Below are 14,998 nucleotides of genomic sequence, written 5' to 3' on the forward strand. Positions count from 1 at the left end.
AAACCATGCCCCCCTCCGACATCGACGACAGCCTCGTCCGCGCCGACGCACAGAACTTCACCCGCCCGATCCCCAAGTCCGCGGGCGCCCAGATGCGCTTCCTGGTCAAGCAGCTCAAGTCCACCCGGGACGCGGCCCGCCTGCTCGGCATCTCCCAGCGCACCGTCGAGCGCTACGTCAAGAACCAGATCAAGAGCCCCAAACCGGCCCTGGCCACCCGCCTGGCCGATGAGGTACGCCGACGCTGGCAGCCCGTGGTCCGCAAGCGCGCCCGCGACCGCGCCGCCCGCACCACCGGACTCGTCATCGAAACCCGTGCCCGCTTCGGCTTCACCGCGGCCCCCGGCACCACCGACGACGGCCGTATGCGGCGCATCACCCAGCACCTTCCCCCCGAGTACGCGAGCCGCCTGTTCGCGGCCCAGGAGGCGGGCGCCACCGAAGCCCAGCTCCGCGCCATCGCGGCGGAGGGCCTCCAGGAGGTCTACTTCAAGGACAACGGCACCCGCGCCACCAGTCTCCTGGTCGAGTTCACCGACATCGACTACGTCGACGTCGCCTTCTGAGGTGCCGCAAAGGGACCGAAGAGTGACTGGAGGGACTGGAGGGACTGGAATTCGCCATTAGGGGTGCGGCGACTTTCAGCCACACCCCTCCGTGCCACTCCACCGTGCGGGCACGCGTACGCCGGACGAACAACGGTGCGGTTCCCATCGGTGCCCGCAGGGATCCGGTCAGGCGACGGTGGGAGCGGAAAGCCCTCGCTGCGAGCGTTCGGTCTTCCTGCCGACCTGCCTCGGCTGGATGGTGCGCGGGTCGACGGCCTCGCCCGGCGCGCCCTCCCGGTAAAGGCCCTCGGGCTGGGCGTCCCGGTCGTGCGGCAGGAGGTAGAAGACGCGTCGCTTCTGCAGGCCGCTGTCCGGGTCCGCTTCCGCGGTGTCGCCGAGTTCGGTGAAACCGATCATGCGCCCGTCACGGTGGTAGCGCGGCTTACCCCGACGGCGCGGCGTCTTGTCCAGGGCCTGCCGTACGTAGTCGAGTTCTTCGGGATCCTCCAGCCACACCACTTTGACCTCGTGGGCGAGATCGCTTGCTGTCAGTAGCGAGCTCATGGCCTGGACCCTTCCTCGTGCACGTCGGCCCTGCGGGGCCCCTGGTTTCTCCGCGCCGCGAACGACGCCGGTGCCGGTATGGGACGGAGCCCCGTGGGCTCCCGCCGGCTGGTGGATCTGTTCATCATCCTTGTCCATCGTAGGTGTGCCCGCTCCAGGACCGCAGCACGCATCGGCCAGTCACGCCGTAGTTGCACTGTTCGCGTCACGTGGGACCTACTCTTCGTCGGCCAGAAGGGCCAACCCCGGATAGAACTTCTGCCCGTTCGAACGGAGCATCTCATTGGGCGAGGCGACGCCCACCTCGGCACGGATGCGCGTGGCGAACGCGCGCGTGGTGGCCGGCCTCAGACCCTCACCATCAAGGCACCAGGCACTGTAGGCGCGGTAGAGGGCTCCCTGTTCGACCTTGAGGTCACGGGGATCGGGCAGCTCCGCGCCGGTGGTGCAGCACTCCGCGAGGAAACGCCCGATGTGGTCCTCGGTCGTCGCGTAGGCCTGGGTGGCGGTGCGCACGACGCTGGGCCCCGTCAGGGGCGGTTTGTCGGCGAGGTAGGCCTTGGCTCCCTGGATCATCCAATGGAGGATGCCGGGACCCTCTTCCTGTACGAGCGCCTCCGCCAGGTTGTCGATCTTCCGGTGGTCGGGGACGACCTTCTCGAAGGGGATGAGCCGGATGCGGCGCCAGAACGCGTGGCCGCCGGTGCCCACCTCCGGGCGGTGGTTGCCCAGGAGCCAGAGCTTGTGGGTCGGCTCGAAGCTGAAGAAGTCCTGCCGCATACGGCGCGCTTTGAGCCGGTCGCCGCCGGTGAGGAGCTTCACCCGGGCCTCGTCGAACTTGTCGTGCGGCTTGAGCTCACTGCAGACGAACAGGCGCCTGCCGTGCAGTTCGGTCAGCTCGGTGGAGTGCTCGTTGAACTTGCCGCGCTCCATCAGGAACCCGGGCGGCGCCACGTCCGCGTAGTCGCCGAGGATCTTGATGACGACATCGAGCAGGGCCGATTTGCCGTTGGCGCCGACGCCGTAGAGGAAGGGGAGCACCTGGCCGCCGACGTCGCCGGTGATGGAGTAGCCGAGCAGGAGATGAAGGAAGTGGATCATCTCCTTGCCCTTGTCGTCATCGCCGAAGGTCTGCTTGAGGAACGTGTGGAACCTGGGGGTCGGCATGGCCTCGGGCGCCAGGTGGGTGGCGCGCGAGTGCAGGTCGCGGGTGGGATTGGGCTTGTGCAGATCGCCGGTACGCAGGTCCACCACGCCGGCGGGGGTGCACAGCGCGTACTTGTCGCCGTCCAGGGTGTCGGGGTCCAGCGCCAGTTCGGGCGACGCCTTGGCCTGGGTGAGCATGGCCTTGACGCCCGAGGTGGACATGGTGCGCTTGCGGTGCTGGGCCAGCTCCCGGTCGGTGAAGACCCCGCGCGGGTCGTGGGCGGGGAGGTCCTCCGCCATGTCGCCGGCGGCCCAGATCGCCGCCTTCTCCCCGCCGGTGCGCTTCCACCGGTACTCGTCCCACACGTACCAGCCCAGTCCCTCGACGTGCCGGAACCGGTCGTGGTGGAGGTAGGCGAACAGTTTGGCGTTGCCGCGGTCGGTCAGGTTGTGCAGCAGCCCCGCCTGGATGAAGTCCGCCGTCCCGGCGGCCAGGGGAGTCCCGCTCTGCTGTGCGGGCAGGCGCCGGCCCTGAGCCGTGGTGTCCGCAGCCGTGCCGTCCGTCGCGAACGCGGCGAGCTGTTCCGCCGCCGCCTGGGCGTTGAACCCCGTGCTTCCGGCGCTGCTCATGGGCGCTCCCTGGGGTGGATCGGCCGATCACTGCCGGCGCGCAACCCTGTGTCGACGATGAGGACGTTTCGGCGTGACTGGTGGGGTCGGGCTTGGTCTGCCGCTTCGAGGAGCAGTTGCCGTGCTTCCGCCTCGGTGAGGTGGCCTGCGGCCGCTAGTCCTCCGGCGGTGAAGGCGGCCCGGTTCAGCTTCTCGCTGAAGGCCGTTCCCGCGGGACTGGCGCCGCAGGAGCGCACCTCTTCGAGGAGCGGGCCCAGCACCCGCCGACCGGCCTGCCGTGGACCGCGGGTACCCCGGGCCTTCGGCCGTGGCGCGGGGCGCTCGGCGGGGGCGGGGGCGTCCACCCCGTGCCCGGTGCGCACGAGTTCGGCGGTGAGCCACATCGGCAGGACGGCGGGCAGCCGCGCACCGCGCAGCGGCTCGTACGTACCGGCGGCCGTGCGGGTGGTGGGCGCGACGATGTAACCGCCCACCGCGCGGACATCGACCTGCCAGGCGAGCGCGACCTTGGAGCTGGAGCCGCTGGAGCACCGCAAGCGCGGGCCGTTCGGGGGCGTCCGGTACCAGATGTGCATGCCCCCCGAAGGCGTGCGGACGCGCAGGGTCGAGGTGTCCTGACACGGGTCGGGTACGGACCTGTACGCGGCCAGGAGCGCCAAGGTGTCGAAGCCATTGCTGAGTCCGGTCAGGTCGACGCGCTCGTCGACGGGGATGCCGGGCAGCAGCCGCTGCCGGTCGGGCAGCGGCACCGCGTGGGCGTCGACGTCGATGACCACCAGCCCGGCCGGACCGCAGGCGACGCCGATGCCGAATCCCGGCTCGGTCCGCCACCACTGCCGCAGCGTTTCGACGTCCGTGGTGGCCGCGTGGAAGCCGTGGCACCAGCGGCCCCTGGAGTGGCAGGGGCACGCGTGCGGCGGGTGCTGGCCCTCCCGGCAGTCGGGGCAGTTCGGAGCAGGCGTCTTGGTCCCTGGCGCGAGGGGGTGCACAGGGTAGCCGCGCAGAGCCATCCACGTGGCCACGTCCAGTGCGGTCCCGCCATGCACCTCGTGTGGCGGGCTTTCGTAACGCACGGGCACTGGCTCTTCCTTGACGCGGTGTGAGGGACGGCTGCTCCCGACCCTGTGCTGCTTCCTTGAGTGGCTTCCACCTGCAGCTCAGGGACCAGAGGGACTGAAGATTCACTATTCCGGAGGTTACCTCAGAGGTCGTGGCGTCTCGGGTTCATATAGCTGCTGTATCGCCAGTTCAGTCCCTTCGGTCCCTCACTACGTGAAGATATGGACCAGTTCCTCCGGGAAAGCTCCTCTTCTGCCACCTACCGACGCCCGGGCGTGTCGCCGCTTCTGGCCGAAACCTGACTCATGGGTGCGCTCTGTCCCGAGGCGAACTCGAGTGGGTCCCCAGCCCGGCCCTGCCCCGGTCCAGTACGTCACCGCCGCCTGCGGGCCCCGCCGCGGCCGGACCCCGCTCCAGGGTCTGAAAGCGCCCCGACTCCGCTTCGGTCCCTCCCTGTTCAGTCCCTGAGGAAAACCGCAGGTCAAAGGGGTGAAGAAGGGTGAACAGGGACTGAAGGGACTCAGAAGTGACTCTTCCACTTCTCATGTGTGTGCGTGTATGCGCGGGCGTATGTAAAAGCCTCTGGAAGCATGTGTGGCTCATAACTGGCAATTTCAGTCCCTTCGGTCCCTGTCCACCGGGGGGAGGGCCCCTGACCTGCAGGTTTATGCAGTGACTGAAGGGACAGGGACCGAAGGGTGCGCACCGGCGTTCAGTACCTTGTCCGGGGGGAGCGGGTACCGAGGGAGGGGGCCTCCGCCCACCACCCCTCCACTCCGGTCAGCCACCCACGCGAAGTCCGAGCCCCGCGGAGGCCCTTGGAAGCCCCTGGAGCCCCCCAATCCGACCGGCCCGGCCCCGGGGAGCCGCAGCGCCCCGCAGGCCGCCCCAGGCCCCGGCAGGACGTGCGCACCGAAGCCGGACCCTTCCCGGTAGGGGTTCTTGTCCCGCGCCGACTGCGGACCGTGCATCCCAGGGGCCAGCCCCTGGACCCCGCCAGCGCCTGGCCGCGCTGGACCGGCCTTGGCATGGGGGGCTGCTCGCCCCCCAGACCCCCTCGCCAGGCGCTAGGGCGCCCTGGACCCGCTCACCCCCACGCCCTGCCCCGCCTCCCTGACGGTCGGCGGTGCACCCCTCGGGCGCTGGGCGCCCTCAGTGGGCGCGGGGGCCTGAGACACCCGTCGGGTTGCTCAGAGCCCCGGCCGGGCCGGGAGCCTCCCGCCGGTGCGCAGACGCGAGCGAGTGGTGGGTCGAGGTGCGCCGGCTGATGCATCGACGGGGGAGTGGTGGCCGAGCCCCGTTCTGCCCGGGACGGGTGGACGGCCGAGGGCCCCCGGGAGTGACGAACCCTCAGAACGGTGCGCGGGAAACAGGCGGCGGCCGGTTGCTCTTGTAGTAAGAGAGCGGCGCCCGCACACCCCTCTGACCTGGTGCTTCTTCCGAGGTGATGTGTCCCCCAGGACACATTCGGCTCCGCGAAATGTGTACCCGGCGAGCACATTTGGCGAGAAACTCAAGCAGCCGTGTACTTTTCCGCAGGGCCGCCACGCTTCGGATCGCCGCAGGTCAGAGAGACGCCCAGGAACCCGCAACGCCCGTCCCGGGGCCGGGCCGTTCGAACAAGATGTGCCGCTACGCGACAACCGAACTCAAGCAGCCGTGGACTTCCGGGGCTTGGAGGCGAGATAACTACACGTACCGCGTACTTTTGGCGCATACCCCGCAGTGGCGCGTCCCGTGGTTGGGTTTCGGCGCGCCGACGCGGCAAAAGACAAGCACCCGTTGATTTTTTGGATAGTCTCGGACCGCCTGAGTAACAAGGAGGTCCTGTGACATCTGATCCGCCCGCCCGTCGTCGACAGCGCGGGCCCGGGCCTGTCCCCGTTCCCACCGCCACGGGAAGCGACGCCGAGTACGGGGACATCCTGGCCGTCCTCGGCCAGCAGCTGGGGGAGCAGGTGGCCAACGCCGCCGATCCCACCGGACGTCGCCGTCTCAAAGGAGTCCACCTCGAGTACGCGGCGGACCCCAAGTCCGTCCACGACATGGCCGGAGGCGCCGGCTACAGCCTGGCCAGCAACTGGTTCACCCAGCTCCTGGCCCAGCTCGCGGTCGCGAACAGCATCACCAAGTCCCAGCTGTGCGTGTTCCTCTTCGTGGCGGGTGGCCAGGTGCCGGGCACCGGCATCACCCAGTACACGCAGCAGGAGATCACGGACGGGCTGAACAAGATCGCCGCCCAGAAGGGCGGCAAGATGATCACGCGTTCCACGGTCAACCGTGCCGTCCAGGCCCTCTGCGGCTACAACTGGGTCGAGAAGGCCGGCAACGGCCGGATCCAGATCAACGTGCGCCTGTGGTTCCAGGGCAACAGCACCGCTCAGCAGGAGGTCCTCGCGGAGATCGCCGAGAAGCACGGCAACGACCCCGAGTCCTTCCCGTACGCGGTCGGACCCGAAGGAGCACACCAGGAACAGCTGGATCTCGACTTCGGTGTCCAGGTACCCGCTCCCAAGAGAAGGCGTACCGGGTGATAGTGATGTCAGGCCCGCGCACGGGCGACCTTTCACGAGGAAGGCCATCCCATGGCTAACGTCATGTCTCCGATCGTCGCGGAGCGCATCTGGGCCCTGCCGCTGTCGGGCTCCGCCGTCAAGTTCCTGCAGTACCTCGTCTCCCGCAGCGACTTCGGGGGAACCCTGCCCGTACGCCAGAAGGACATGGCGGCCGAGTACGGAGTCACCCCCCAGGCCGTCAGCGGGCTGATGGCGCCGCTGTGCGACCTGAACATCGTCCTGCGGCCGCGCAGTGAGGAGCGCAACGGCAACTCGTACCGCCTGCACCCGCTCGCGGCGAAGTACGAGAGCCCGGAGGCGATGGAAGCGGCGTTCCGCGCGTCCCTGGCCCGGATCCAGGCGGGCGACCTGCCCAACCTCAAGCTGCCCGCCTACCACCAGGCCCCGCCCGCCCCCACGGGCCGGCCGAAGCTCCAGGTCGCCTGAACCGGGACGATCCCCGCACAAGACGGAAGGCCCCCCACGAAGTGGGGGGCCTTCCGCGCCTGAGTAACAGATGGTGCCCCGAGTCTAACCGGCGCCGGCCCCCACGGCACAGTGGTCATCGACCGCACACACCACCGTGTCCCCACCCGTGCGGGTATCACCTGCGTGCACGGCAGCCGGCTTGGCGGTGCGGGAAAGCCAGACGAAGCGTTCACCCGCGGGGATCTCCATCTCCTTGCCGTTTTCGGCCCGGCCCTCCGGCACGCTGTGCGTCCCACGCCGCACTGCCGGCCAGCCGAGCAGGCCTGGGCCAATGCGATGGCGCGCCGAATCGCCTCCTGCCTGCCAGTGGAGCGGGCGGCCGTCCGTGGTGTCCAGCCCCAGCAGCATGATGCGTCCGGAGATCCGGCCCTGTCGGTGCCCCGGCCCAGGGTGGCGAATGAACGGCATTTCGGACGATGGCCACGAACAGCACCGGGCGCTCCCTACGGAGGCAGAACCGGATGCGTGACGGGGCCGCGTAGCCCGAGCCGCCGCGTCTGACGGTGCGCTGACCGACCGAGGAGGAGCACCCGGAACCGGTGTTCCGCAGCTCGCCTTGGACGGAGAGGGTGGAAGTGAAGGTGCCGCCCCCTTTCTCCAGCCATCGGCTGCCGTCGGCCGTAGCGGTCTCGTAACTGACCGACCAGGGAACGCCGGCTGCCGAGGACGGAGTCCCGGCCCAGGATCGCGCTGGCCGAGGCGAGGGCGACGCTGAGGAATTTGAGGGTGTGGGAACTCATTCAGGATGGTCCGTCCACTGGTCGGTCCACACGGGCAGCCGAACCGCTGTCAGGCGCGGACGGGTTCTTCGGCGGGGGTCTCGTCCGCGATGGGTTCCGGCTCGGCGGGTTGGGGCCGCCGACGCCACGAGCGGGTGAGCCGGGGGTCATGCCCGTAGGGGGCGAGGAGCAGCAGCAGCCCGGCCCACATGGCGAAGGCGAAGCTCCACAGGCCCATGATGATCGCGATTCCGAGGTGGAAGAGCACGCCGGCGGGCAGGAGCGCCCACCGCACCCTCTGTGGCATGAGCAGCGCGGCGGCGAGAGTGATCTCCAGTACGAGCGGGCCCCAGGTCAGTGCGGCGACGCCCAGTGGGTTGTCCACCACGAGGTCGAGGGCGGGGTGGAGCCAGTCGGGCGCGCCGAAGGCGTAGTTGTTGATCCAGTAGTACAGAGCGCTGCCGTCGGCCCATTCCGCGTGGGGGAGTTTGGCCACACACGACTGGAAGTAGATGACGGACATCTGAATGCGGGCCAGAGTGATCGCGCTGACTCCGAGTAGGGCCAGGGTGGCGCCTCGCGGGGTTTCGGACGGCTGGGGCTGCCAGTGCCAGCGACGGGGATCGCCGACGGCGACGAAGACGAGAAGCAGTGTGAGTATCCAGGTGACCTGGTCGCCACCGTCCGGGATGGAGATGCCGGTGAACACGCTGAAGGCGACGTAGGCGTGTGGGAGGGCAGTGAATCTGGGGCGCCAGCCGCTGGCGGCGAGGACCAGGACGGCGCAGCACATCCAGCGCACGGTTTCGAAGTGGCCGGGGGACACCATGCAGAAGGCCCCTGCTGCGGTGACGCCCCGGCACAGCGGGTACTGGCCGACAGTGGCGACTTCCCGGAAGAGGGTCGCACTGTCGCTGAAGGCAAGAGTGCCAAGGGTGCCGACGGCGAGGAGTGTGCGGGCCAGGCCGTAGCCGGCAGCCCACGGCAGGGTGATGGTGCGGCGGCGCATCAGCACGTCACCTCCAACACCATGACGCGTTCAGTGGAGTGGGACTCAGGTACGAGGTCGCGCCAGGCATAGGGCGTGGGGCGCTCCTGCAAGAGGCCGACAGTTCCGCACAGAGTCGGATGCGGGGAAGTGTTCTCCACCCGGCGAGCAGGTGCTGCCGCGTTCGCCAGGCAGGTTTCGCCGGTGTCGGTGCAATCCCGCCAGTCGGACTTCTGGGCAGCTGCGAGAAGCATGGAAATCTCCACGCCCTGTGCACGCGATTCCCGATCGAGTCCAAAGGCGTTGTGTGGTGCAGCGTGAGGAGTCAGGGAAAGTGCGCGCCAGCCATCGAAGGTTTTCCCGTACGGTACGACCTCAGGGTCGCGTGGCGACTTCGTGAAGAAAGCCCATCCCTGGGGAGCGATATTGGCAACCGTGTGTTTCACATCATTTTGCGCAGGCAAAGTGAGAACGTTTTTCGGGACTTGTTCCTGCACTACATAGAGGGCGACCACCATCCAGGCCGCGCACACGAGCACGATCGATCTCAAGGGAACGGATACGGTGCCTGATCCGCTGCGGGTGAAGGCAGCGCAGGCCGTTCGGGTTCTGCTGTTCATGTGGTGAGGATTTTCTGCCGCTGGGACGGGAACGCAGCACCGGGGGCGGAGAGTCTGCAGCCTCTCCGCCCCCCTGTACCGCTTACGCGGCCTTCAGGGCCTTCGTCACCTGGGCGACGGCCTCGTCCTTCGACAGCGGGGTGCCGTCACCGGTGGTGGGCTGCGGGCTCCAGAACCAGTTCTTGCCCTTGACGAAGTTGGCACCCACCGCGACGGTGACCGTCACCACGGCGCCGGCCGCCGTCACGACGGCCGCGATGTGGACGACCGCAGCACCGACCGCGACAGTGACGCCGCAGAGCTGGCCGTTCTCCACCGGTGTGGCCTTGTCGTCCTTCTGCGCCACGGACAGGAGCATGTTCTGCGCGTCCGTCACGGCCTTCTCGACCTTGCGGGGGTCCCCGCTGCGGGTCTGCGTGCTGAGCTCCGCGAAGAATCCGGGAGAACGCTTGTTGATCAGGTCGATCACGGCGTTCGAAGCCCGCACCTCTTCGAGGTCATCGTTGTCGAGGTGCTGGCGCGCCTCCGCGAACAGGTCGAGCTGCGAAAGCCTGGTGCCGACCTGGCCCTGCCCGAAGAACAGGCCGCGGAAGACCTTCTCGCCGTCGGCCTTCGCCGATACGGACGGGCTCGCTGCTGCGGTCACCGCGGACTTCGGTCCGGAGTCCGCGATTGCCGACGGTGCTGCGGCCACGCAAAGGGCGGTCGCGGTCAGGCCGGCCACCAGCAGGATCCCGCGCTGCTTGACGTTCATCTTTCTTCCCCTCGTTTGGGTGCGCGCAGGGGTCGGCATGGTCAGTGTTCGCCCGATCCCCCGATACGCGAACTTGCCTCAGGGATATTCGCACAAGAAATGATCAGCTGTCGAACGGATATGACGGCACTCACAGTCGGCTCGGTTCGGAACTGAATATTCCGATGATCTCGCGGCTAGTGCCGGGCAGGTTGCTTGGCGGATTGTTTCGGTCAGCTTGGCTTGATCGTGCGATCCGCATGGCGCTGGGAAAGGGTGTTGAGCAGAGCGGCACCCCGTTCGGCGTCGTCGACGCTCACTGCGAACTCAACCCCCTTGCGGGGGCGGATGACGAGGCATTCGCCCGCACGGAGCATGACGGTCGTGCCCAGCCCGCTGAGCCGGTAGCCCCAGCCGCCCACTTGTGCGGGAGTGCGAACCTCCATCCGGGCCGAGGCGATGTCCCGCACCGGCCAGTGTCGTCGCGGCCAGCCGAGCGGCCCGAAGGCCACCTCCAGGCCGGAGTCCGTCACGTGCGCCTGCACGGAGGAGCAGAAGAGCACCAGGAGGGAGGCGATCGCGAACGGCGCGATCAGCGTCCACTGGACGCCGATCAGACCGCAGGCGGCCGCGAGGACGCCGGCCGCGGCCACCAGGCCTGTGATGGCGGCGGTCAGGTGGAGCCACGGGTTGGCGGTGCGGGAAAGCCAGACGAAGCGTTCCCCCGCGGGGATCTCCATCGCCTTGCCGGCCTCGGCCCGACTGGCCGGGACACTGTGCGCCCCACGCCGCCCGGCCAGCCAGCCGAGCACGCCTGCGGCCACCGCGGTTGCGGCTGTGATCGCGACCCCGGCTCCCACCGGCCCGGCGTCTCGCCAGTCGGGCCGGTCCAGATTGGCGCGCACGATGGCGGCTTGAACGCCGGCCAGGAAAATTCCACCCGACAGCAGTACGGCACCGGCCCAGGCCCGCACGGGCGCGCCGCCTCGTCGGCCCGCAAACGCGAGCGAGGTCACCAAGGCCGCCCACAGCAGCGCGGGAAACAGAGCCGCCGCCCAAATGGGCAGTGAGCCGTCCGGGGACTCGCTGCCCCAGTGGGTGGCGAGGCGCTCCGGCAGCCGACTGCTCGCGGCGGGTGGGAGAGCGGCCAGCGCGGCAAGTACGCCTACTGCCCAGATCCCGGCGCCCCAACGGTCGCCAAGCCTTCGCTTCGAGTTCGTACGGACGGTCACGACAGCCCCCTGATCAGGTCAATGAGATCGTTCCTGCTGTACCCCAGACGTGCCGCATCGGCCACCAACTGGCTTGCTCTGCCAAGCAGTTCCGCCCGCTGATCAGCGCCCTCGGCGACGGTGACACCGCGACCGCGCCGAAACTCCAACACTCCTTCGTCCCGTAGGGCGCGCAAGCCCCGCAGGACCGTGTTGGCGTTCACGCCCAGCGCTTGGGAGAGCTCGCGAGCCGGCGGGAGTCGCTCGCCGGGTGCGCACTCACCTTCGGCAATGGCGCGCCGAATCGCCCCCGCCACCTGCTCGTGGAGCGGGCGGCTGTCCGTGGTGTCCAGTCTCAGCAGCATGGTGCTAATTAAGATAGCACCATTCCTTTCATGGATCCCGGTGCCCGGGATCAGGGAACCTCTAAGTTGGGCGGATGAACGGGATACGGATCGTCGCCGACCAGACCGAGTGGCGGGGCGGGTTCGAGGAGCGGGTGCTCGCCGGGTACCGGGCCGCGGGGTGCTCGGAACCGCTGGCCCGGGCCCTGCTGGAACGGGCGGCGGAGGGTATCGACGGCTGGACGGTGGCCACGGACGGCACCGGGTGGATCGCGGTCGGGGTGACGGAGGACAACGGCGCGACCGTGGGCCGGATCCACGACCTCACGGCGGCGCGGGGGCGCGAGTGGGCCGAGCGCTGGTGCGCCGGACACGGCGCACAGCGGGTGGCGGTCCGGCTCACCGGCGGACCGGGAGCGTTCGCCGGCTACCCCGTACGGGGCCAGAACCGGATGCGTGCCGCCGCCGAGCATCCCGAGCTGCCAGCGGGCCTGACGGTACGCCGGCTGACCGAGGCGGAGTACCGGGACTGGTACGCCGGTGAGGAAGCCGCGTACATCGCGGACATCGTCCGGGCCGGAGCGCTGACCCCGGAGCAGGCCAAGGCGAAGTCCGACCAGGACTTCGCCCGCCACCTCCCCCAGGGCTACCTGACCCCGGGGCACGCCTTCTACGCGATGGAGGCCGACGGCCACGTGGTCGGCACGGGCTGGCTGAACCACGGCTTCCTGCCGGGCGTGACCTTCGGCTTCTCACTGGAGGTGCACGAGGAGCACCGCGGCAAGGGCTACGGCCGGGCCGCGATGAGCGTCGGCGAGTGGGCCACCCGCCAGGGCGGCGACGAGGCGATGATGTTCAACGTCTTCGGCGGCAACGAGATCGCGATGAACCTGTACGACAGCACCGGCTTCGCCGTGCTGGACGAGCACCGCTCGATCGACCTCTAGGAGCTATCCGACCCTGATCCACCGACACCCCCCAGCTGCCGCACCGCTCCTCCCGGTCACCGTCACACCAGGTCCGGCTGCCAGATGACCCGGGTGGGATACACGTGTGCGGTCGGGGACAGCCGGTACGAGCCGTCGGTGGCGTCCTCGGCGAGCACCCATCCCACCCCCTGATAGGCGAACGGGCGGTCTTCCCTCGTCCCGGCGCACTGCGCGGGATCCGTGATGACGCTCTCCCCGGCGGGGACGCTGAGCACCTGGGTGGCCGGCGCCTTCGGGCACGGGTGGAACACCTCGGCTCGTGCGTACTGCAGACGGACTTTCACCGCCGCCGCCCTGTCCCCGTGATTGGTGACCTTGAGGGCGAAGGAGACCCGCTCCGCTTCGACGCGTGCGCACACCCTCCAGACCACCGCGCCCGGTCCCGGGAAGGGAGCGCTGCACCGGCTGTCCTCCCCGAGGATCCCCCTCTCCAAGCCCGGCGCCTCCGATGCGACTGCCCCCGGCCCCCCTCCTACGGCGGAGCTCACCCGGGCTGACGCCGACGACCGGGGGCCGGGACCTTCAGGACCGTCTCCCGCCTTCCCCTCGCCGCTCGGCCTGCCCACCGCCACGGTCGCGATGACCGCCGTGGCGGCGACGACCACAGCAAGGGAGCCGCCCAAGGAAGCCTTGACCCACCTCGGCCGGTCACGCCATGACCATCTCGGCGGGTTCCGGAGAGGGGTGCCGGGCGGGTCCGCCAACACGACCAGGGGCACGCCCGTGGAAACAGCTGTCGACGCGGCCCTCGACACGGCGCCGTCGGCCGGCGCCACGGCATCGGGACTGCTCTGCAGGTGTTCAGCGGCCCTCTTCCGCCAGCCCTTGTGCTCCATCAGCTGTTTCTGCAGTTCGTCCACCCGGTTGGCCAGCCGCAGCAGGAGGTCGGCATCCGGGCCGTGCGGCCGGAGGACCCGCACGACGTCCCGCGTCAGCCCTACGCCGGGCAGGGCCGCCTGCCCCTTCCAGATCTGGGCCCGCCCGCTCAGCCACCTGGAAACGTTCCCCTGGTTGGCGTCCAGTCCGTTGGCGAGCACCTTCTGCGGGCGACCGTCGAGCACATCTCTGACCGTGTGAGACCAGGCGTCGAGGGCGTCGGCGAGCCCCGCGACCAGCTCCTCGAACACCGGACTCGGCTGTCCCACCACTCCCTGCCCCTTTGCTTTCTGCACTACAACACTGAAACCGCAGGTCAGCGCGGTGCATATTGCACTGCAAGTTTCACCGGCCCCGTGCCTGTGGCCCCGCTCGACCGGGCCGGGGAGCGTGCTTTCCGACGGTCGTCGACCGTACCGCTGGACCAGCGGCTTGCAGACCGAGAAAGGGGCCGTCATGGCCGAGAAGAGCATGCCCAAGCGCACCACCCTGGCCGTTCTGGCAGCCGCCGCACTGGCGACCGCCCTGCCCGTCGCGCTGCCCTCCCAGGCCGAGGCCGCACCGGCCGGCCGGGTCTGTTTCTTCCTGGACGAGCAGGGCGCCCACGGGGCAGGGCACGTCGCCTGGGCGGTCCGGGATCCGAAGAACGCCGGCCGCTGGGTCTGGGGTTCGACCGACAACGCCGAGGGCGACACCGCCACCCTGCCGGGCCACGACAACGGCAGCTGGTCCCAGAGCGGGACCTGGAAGCAGCTGCGCGGTGAGACCGCTGGCAAGAAAGCGATCAGCCTTCGGAGTTACGAGTCCTACCGCTGCGTCAACACCGCCGGCGGCGACCTCCCGGCGGCGCAGCGCACCTATCGGAACATGAAGGACAACGGCTACCAGGTGCTCTACAACAACTGCCTCACCAAGGCCATCGCGATCTTCCGCAAGTACAGCCCGGCGCTGAGCGGCAAGCACCTGCCCGACGGCCAGAAGATCGCTCCCAAGTACTACTTCTACCGCGTGCTGAACGACGCCCCCGGCTGGGAGCACGCCCGCCCGTACTGACCGGCCCGCTCATCGGCCCCGAGGGTGCGGGCCGCCGGCCCCCACCCTCCCCCTACGGCACGCGTGCGGAGTGTCCCGCCCGGCCCCGTACCACGTGCGAACGACCCGGCTCACGATGCGCGAGCCGCAGGCAGCAGTCAGAAGGAGACGAGCCGATGTCCACATGGTTGATCATCGCCGACGAGACGGCCGACAAGGAAGTGCTGCTTCGGCAGACCAGGGTCATCAGGCCCGTGCCGGGGAACAAGTCCCGGGAGGAGGCCCTCGCCGAGCTGTACAAGGTGGCCAAGAGCTACGTGCCCGACTCGCTGGCAGGCGTCCCACGCCTGGTGGGACGGGATGCCGACGGCTCCTTCTGGGTGCTGCCGAAGAACGGCAAGGGCCTCGCCTCGTGCAACATCCGCCTCATCGAACAGATACACCCCTGAGGTGTACCGCCCCGGCCCCTCGCCGCCCGCCCCTGCGCGGGCGGCG

General features: G+C 69.3%; 16 protein-coding genes. 6 read left to right on the forward strand and 10 right to left on the reverse strand.

Annotated features, from left to right (window positions below; translation table 11 throughout):
* Positions 1-5 precede the first annotated feature (5 nt).
* Entirely contained in the window at positions 6-566 is a 561-nt protein-coding gene (tpg, locus tag ACWGH1_RS24285) for a telomere-protecting terminal protein Tpg (protein ID WP_453351575.1), read from the forward strand.
* A gap of 168 nt (positions 567-734) precedes the next feature.
* Here tpg and ACWGH1_RS24290 read toward each other — a convergent pair whose 3' ends face one another.
* From ACWGH1_RS24290 to ACWGH1_RS24300, 3 genes are all read right to left on the reverse strand, one after another.
* Positions 735-1,112 carry a DUF6009 family protein gene (locus ACWGH1_RS24290; RefSeq protein ID WP_190187537.1) on the reverse strand — a complete coding sequence of 126 codons (378 nt, stop codon included), beginning with the start codon at positions 1,110-1,112 and terminating at the stop codon, positions 735-737.
* Positions 1,113-1,328: 216 nt separating this feature from the next.
* Positions 1,329-2,888 carry a DNA primase family protein gene (locus ACWGH1_RS24295; protein WP_453351576.1) on the reverse strand — a complete coding sequence of 520 codons (1,560 nt, stop codon included), beginning with the start codon at positions 2,886-2,888 and terminating at the stop codon, positions 1,329-1,331.
* Positions 2,885-3,910: a bifunctional DNA primase/polymerase gene (locus ACWGH1_RS24300; RefSeq protein ID WP_453351579.1), complete on the reverse strand. Its 1,026-nt coding sequence runs from the start codon at positions 3,908-3,910 to the stop codon at positions 2,885-2,887. The genes ACWGH1_RS24295 and ACWGH1_RS24300 overlap by 4 nt, the downstream gene beginning before the upstream one ends.
* Before the next feature lie 1,866 nt (positions 3,911-5,776).
* Here ACWGH1_RS24300 and ACWGH1_RS24305 point away from each other — a divergent pair.
* Together ACWGH1_RS24305 and ACWGH1_RS24310 are read left to right on the forward strand one after the other, a co-directional pair.
* On the forward strand, positions 5,777-6,481 hold the full coding sequence (locus ACWGH1_RS24305) for a hypothetical protein (RefSeq protein WP_453351577.1): 705 nt from the start codon (positions 5,777-5,779) through the stop codon (positions 6,479-6,481).
* 51 nt (positions 6,482-6,532) lie between these two features.
* Positions 6,533-6,949 carry a hypothetical protein gene (locus tag ACWGH1_RS24310; protein WP_453351578.1) on the forward strand — a complete coding sequence of 139 codons (417 nt, stop codon included), beginning with the start codon at positions 6,533-6,535 and terminating at the stop codon, positions 6,947-6,949.
* Between the two features lie 84 nt (positions 6,950-7,033).
* On the opposite strand, the gene ACWGH1_RS24315 is transcribed toward ACWGH1_RS24310, so the two are convergent.
* The 6 genes from ACWGH1_RS24315 to ACWGH1_RS24340 all read right to left on the reverse strand — a co-directional run bounded on the left by ACWGH1_RS24315 (position 7,034) and on the right by ACWGH1_RS24340 (position 11,627).
* Positions 7,034-7,339 carry a hypothetical protein gene (locus tag ACWGH1_RS24315; protein ID WP_453354617.1) on the reverse strand — a complete coding sequence of 102 codons (306 nt, stop codon included), beginning with the start codon at positions 7,337-7,339 and terminating at the stop codon, positions 7,034-7,036.
* Positions 7,340-7,780: 441 nt separating this feature from the next.
* Positions 7,781-8,719 carry a sporulation-delaying protein SdpB family protein gene (locus ACWGH1_RS24320; RefSeq protein ID WP_453354616.1) on the reverse strand — a complete coding sequence of 313 codons (939 nt, stop codon included), beginning with the start codon at positions 8,717-8,719 and terminating at the stop codon, positions 7,781-7,783.
* Complete coding sequence (locus ACWGH1_RS24325; RefSeq protein ID WP_453354615.1) at positions 8,719-9,318, reverse strand: SdpA family antimicrobial peptide system protein; 600 nt, start codon at positions 9,316-9,318, stop codon at positions 8,719-8,721. Before ACWGH1_RS24325 ends, ACWGH1_RS24320 begins: the two co-directional genes overlap by 1 nt.
* A gap of 82 nt (positions 9,319-9,400) precedes the next feature.
* A complete protein-coding gene (locus ACWGH1_RS24330; RefSeq protein WP_453354614.1) occupies positions 9,401-10,072 on the reverse strand; it encodes a sporulation delaying protein family toxin in 672 nt (223 codons plus the stop codon).
* Positions 10,073-10,284: 212 nt separating this feature from the next.
* The gene (locus tag ACWGH1_RS24335; protein WP_453354613.1) at positions 10,285-11,283 is read right to left on the reverse strand and encodes a DUF1648 domain-containing protein; all 999 of its coding nucleotides are present in this window, start codon (positions 11,281-11,283) and stop codon (positions 10,285-10,287) included.
* On the reverse strand, positions 11,280-11,627 hold the full coding sequence (locus ACWGH1_RS24340) for a GntR family transcriptional regulator (protein WP_453354612.1): 348 nt from the start codon (positions 11,625-11,627) through the stop codon (positions 11,280-11,282). Before ACWGH1_RS24340 ends, ACWGH1_RS24335 begins: the two co-directional genes overlap by 4 nt.
* Before the next feature lie 74 nt (positions 11,628-11,701).
* Between ACWGH1_RS24340 and ACWGH1_RS24345 the strand changes: the two genes are divergently transcribed.
* On the forward strand, positions 11,702-12,553 hold the full coding sequence (locus ACWGH1_RS24345) for a GNAT family N-acetyltransferase (RefSeq protein ID WP_453354611.1): 852 nt from the start codon (positions 11,702-11,704) through the stop codon (positions 12,551-12,553).
* A gap of 62 nt (positions 12,554-12,615) precedes the next feature.
* Here ACWGH1_RS24345 and ACWGH1_RS24350 read toward each other — a convergent pair whose 3' ends face one another.
* Entirely contained in the window at positions 12,616-13,767 is a 1,152-nt protein-coding gene (locus tag ACWGH1_RS24350) for a hypothetical protein (protein WP_453408995.1), read from the reverse strand.
* Positions 13,768-13,927: 160 nt separating this feature from the next.
* Here ACWGH1_RS24350 and ACWGH1_RS24355 point away from each other — a divergent pair, with 160 nt between their 5' ends.
* Together ACWGH1_RS24355 and ACWGH1_RS24360 are read left to right on the forward strand one after the other, a co-directional pair.
* Entirely contained in the window at positions 13,928-14,524 is a 597-nt protein-coding gene (locus tag ACWGH1_RS24355; RefSeq protein WP_453354609.1) for a Tat pathway signal protein, read from the forward strand.
* A gap of 155 nt (positions 14,525-14,679) precedes the next feature.
* Complete coding sequence (locus ACWGH1_RS24360; protein WP_453354608.1) at positions 14,680-14,952, forward strand: hypothetical protein; 273 nt, start codon at positions 14,680-14,682, stop codon at positions 14,950-14,952.
* The last annotated feature ends 46 nt before the right edge of the window (positions 14,953-14,998 follow it).

Source organism: Streptomyces sp. NPDC054883 (assembly GCF_053610645.1).

Bases quoted from the DNA above. Each gene is read 5' to 3' on its own strand.
- ACWGH1_RS24345 (WP_453354611.1), top strand. From the start codon at position 11,702: ATGAACGGGATACGGATCGTCGCCGACCAGACCGAGTGGCGGGGCGGG.
- ACWGH1_RS24290 (WP_190187537.1), bottom strand. From the start codon at position 1,112: ATGAGCTCGCTACTGACAGCAAGCGATCTCGCCCACGAGGTCAAAGTG.
- ACWGH1_RS24340 (WP_453354612.1), bottom strand. From the start codon at position 11,627: ATGCTGCTGAGACTGGACACCACGGACAGCCGCCCGCTCCACGAGCAG.
- ACWGH1_RS24315 (WP_453354617.1), bottom strand. From the start codon at position 7,339: ATGCTGCTGGGGCTGGACACCACGGACGGCCGCCCGCTCCACTGGCAG.
- ACWGH1_RS24360 (WP_453354608.1), top strand. From the start codon at position 14,680: ATGTCCACATGGTTGATCATCGCCGACGAGACGGCCGACAAGGAAGTG.
- ACWGH1_RS24325 (WP_453354615.1), bottom strand. From the start codon at position 9,318: ATGAACAGCAGAACCCGAACGGCCTGCGCTGCCTTCACCCGCAGCGGA.
- ACWGH1_RS24295 (WP_453351576.1), bottom strand. From the start codon at position 2,888: ATGAGCAGCGCCGGAAGCACGGGGTTCAACGCCCAGGCGGCGGCGGAA.
- tpg (WP_453351575.1), top strand. From the start codon at position 6: ATGCCCCCCTCCGACATCGACGACAGCCTCGTCCGCGCCGACGCACAG.
- ACWGH1_RS24355 (WP_453354609.1), top strand. From the start codon at position 13,928: ATGGCCGAGAAGAGCATGCCCAAGCGCACCACCCTGGCCGTTCTGGCA.
- ACWGH1_RS24320 (WP_453354616.1), bottom strand. From the start codon at position 8,719: ATGCGCCGCCGCACCATCACCCTGCCGTGGGCTGCCGGCTACGGCCTG.
- ACWGH1_RS24330 (WP_453354614.1), bottom strand. From the start codon at position 10,072: ATGAACGTCAAGCAGCGCGGGATCCTGCTGGTGGCCGGCCTGACCGCG.
- ACWGH1_RS24310 (WP_453351578.1), top strand. From the start codon at position 6,533: ATGGCTAACGTCATGTCTCCGATCGTCGCGGAGCGCATCTGGGCCCTG.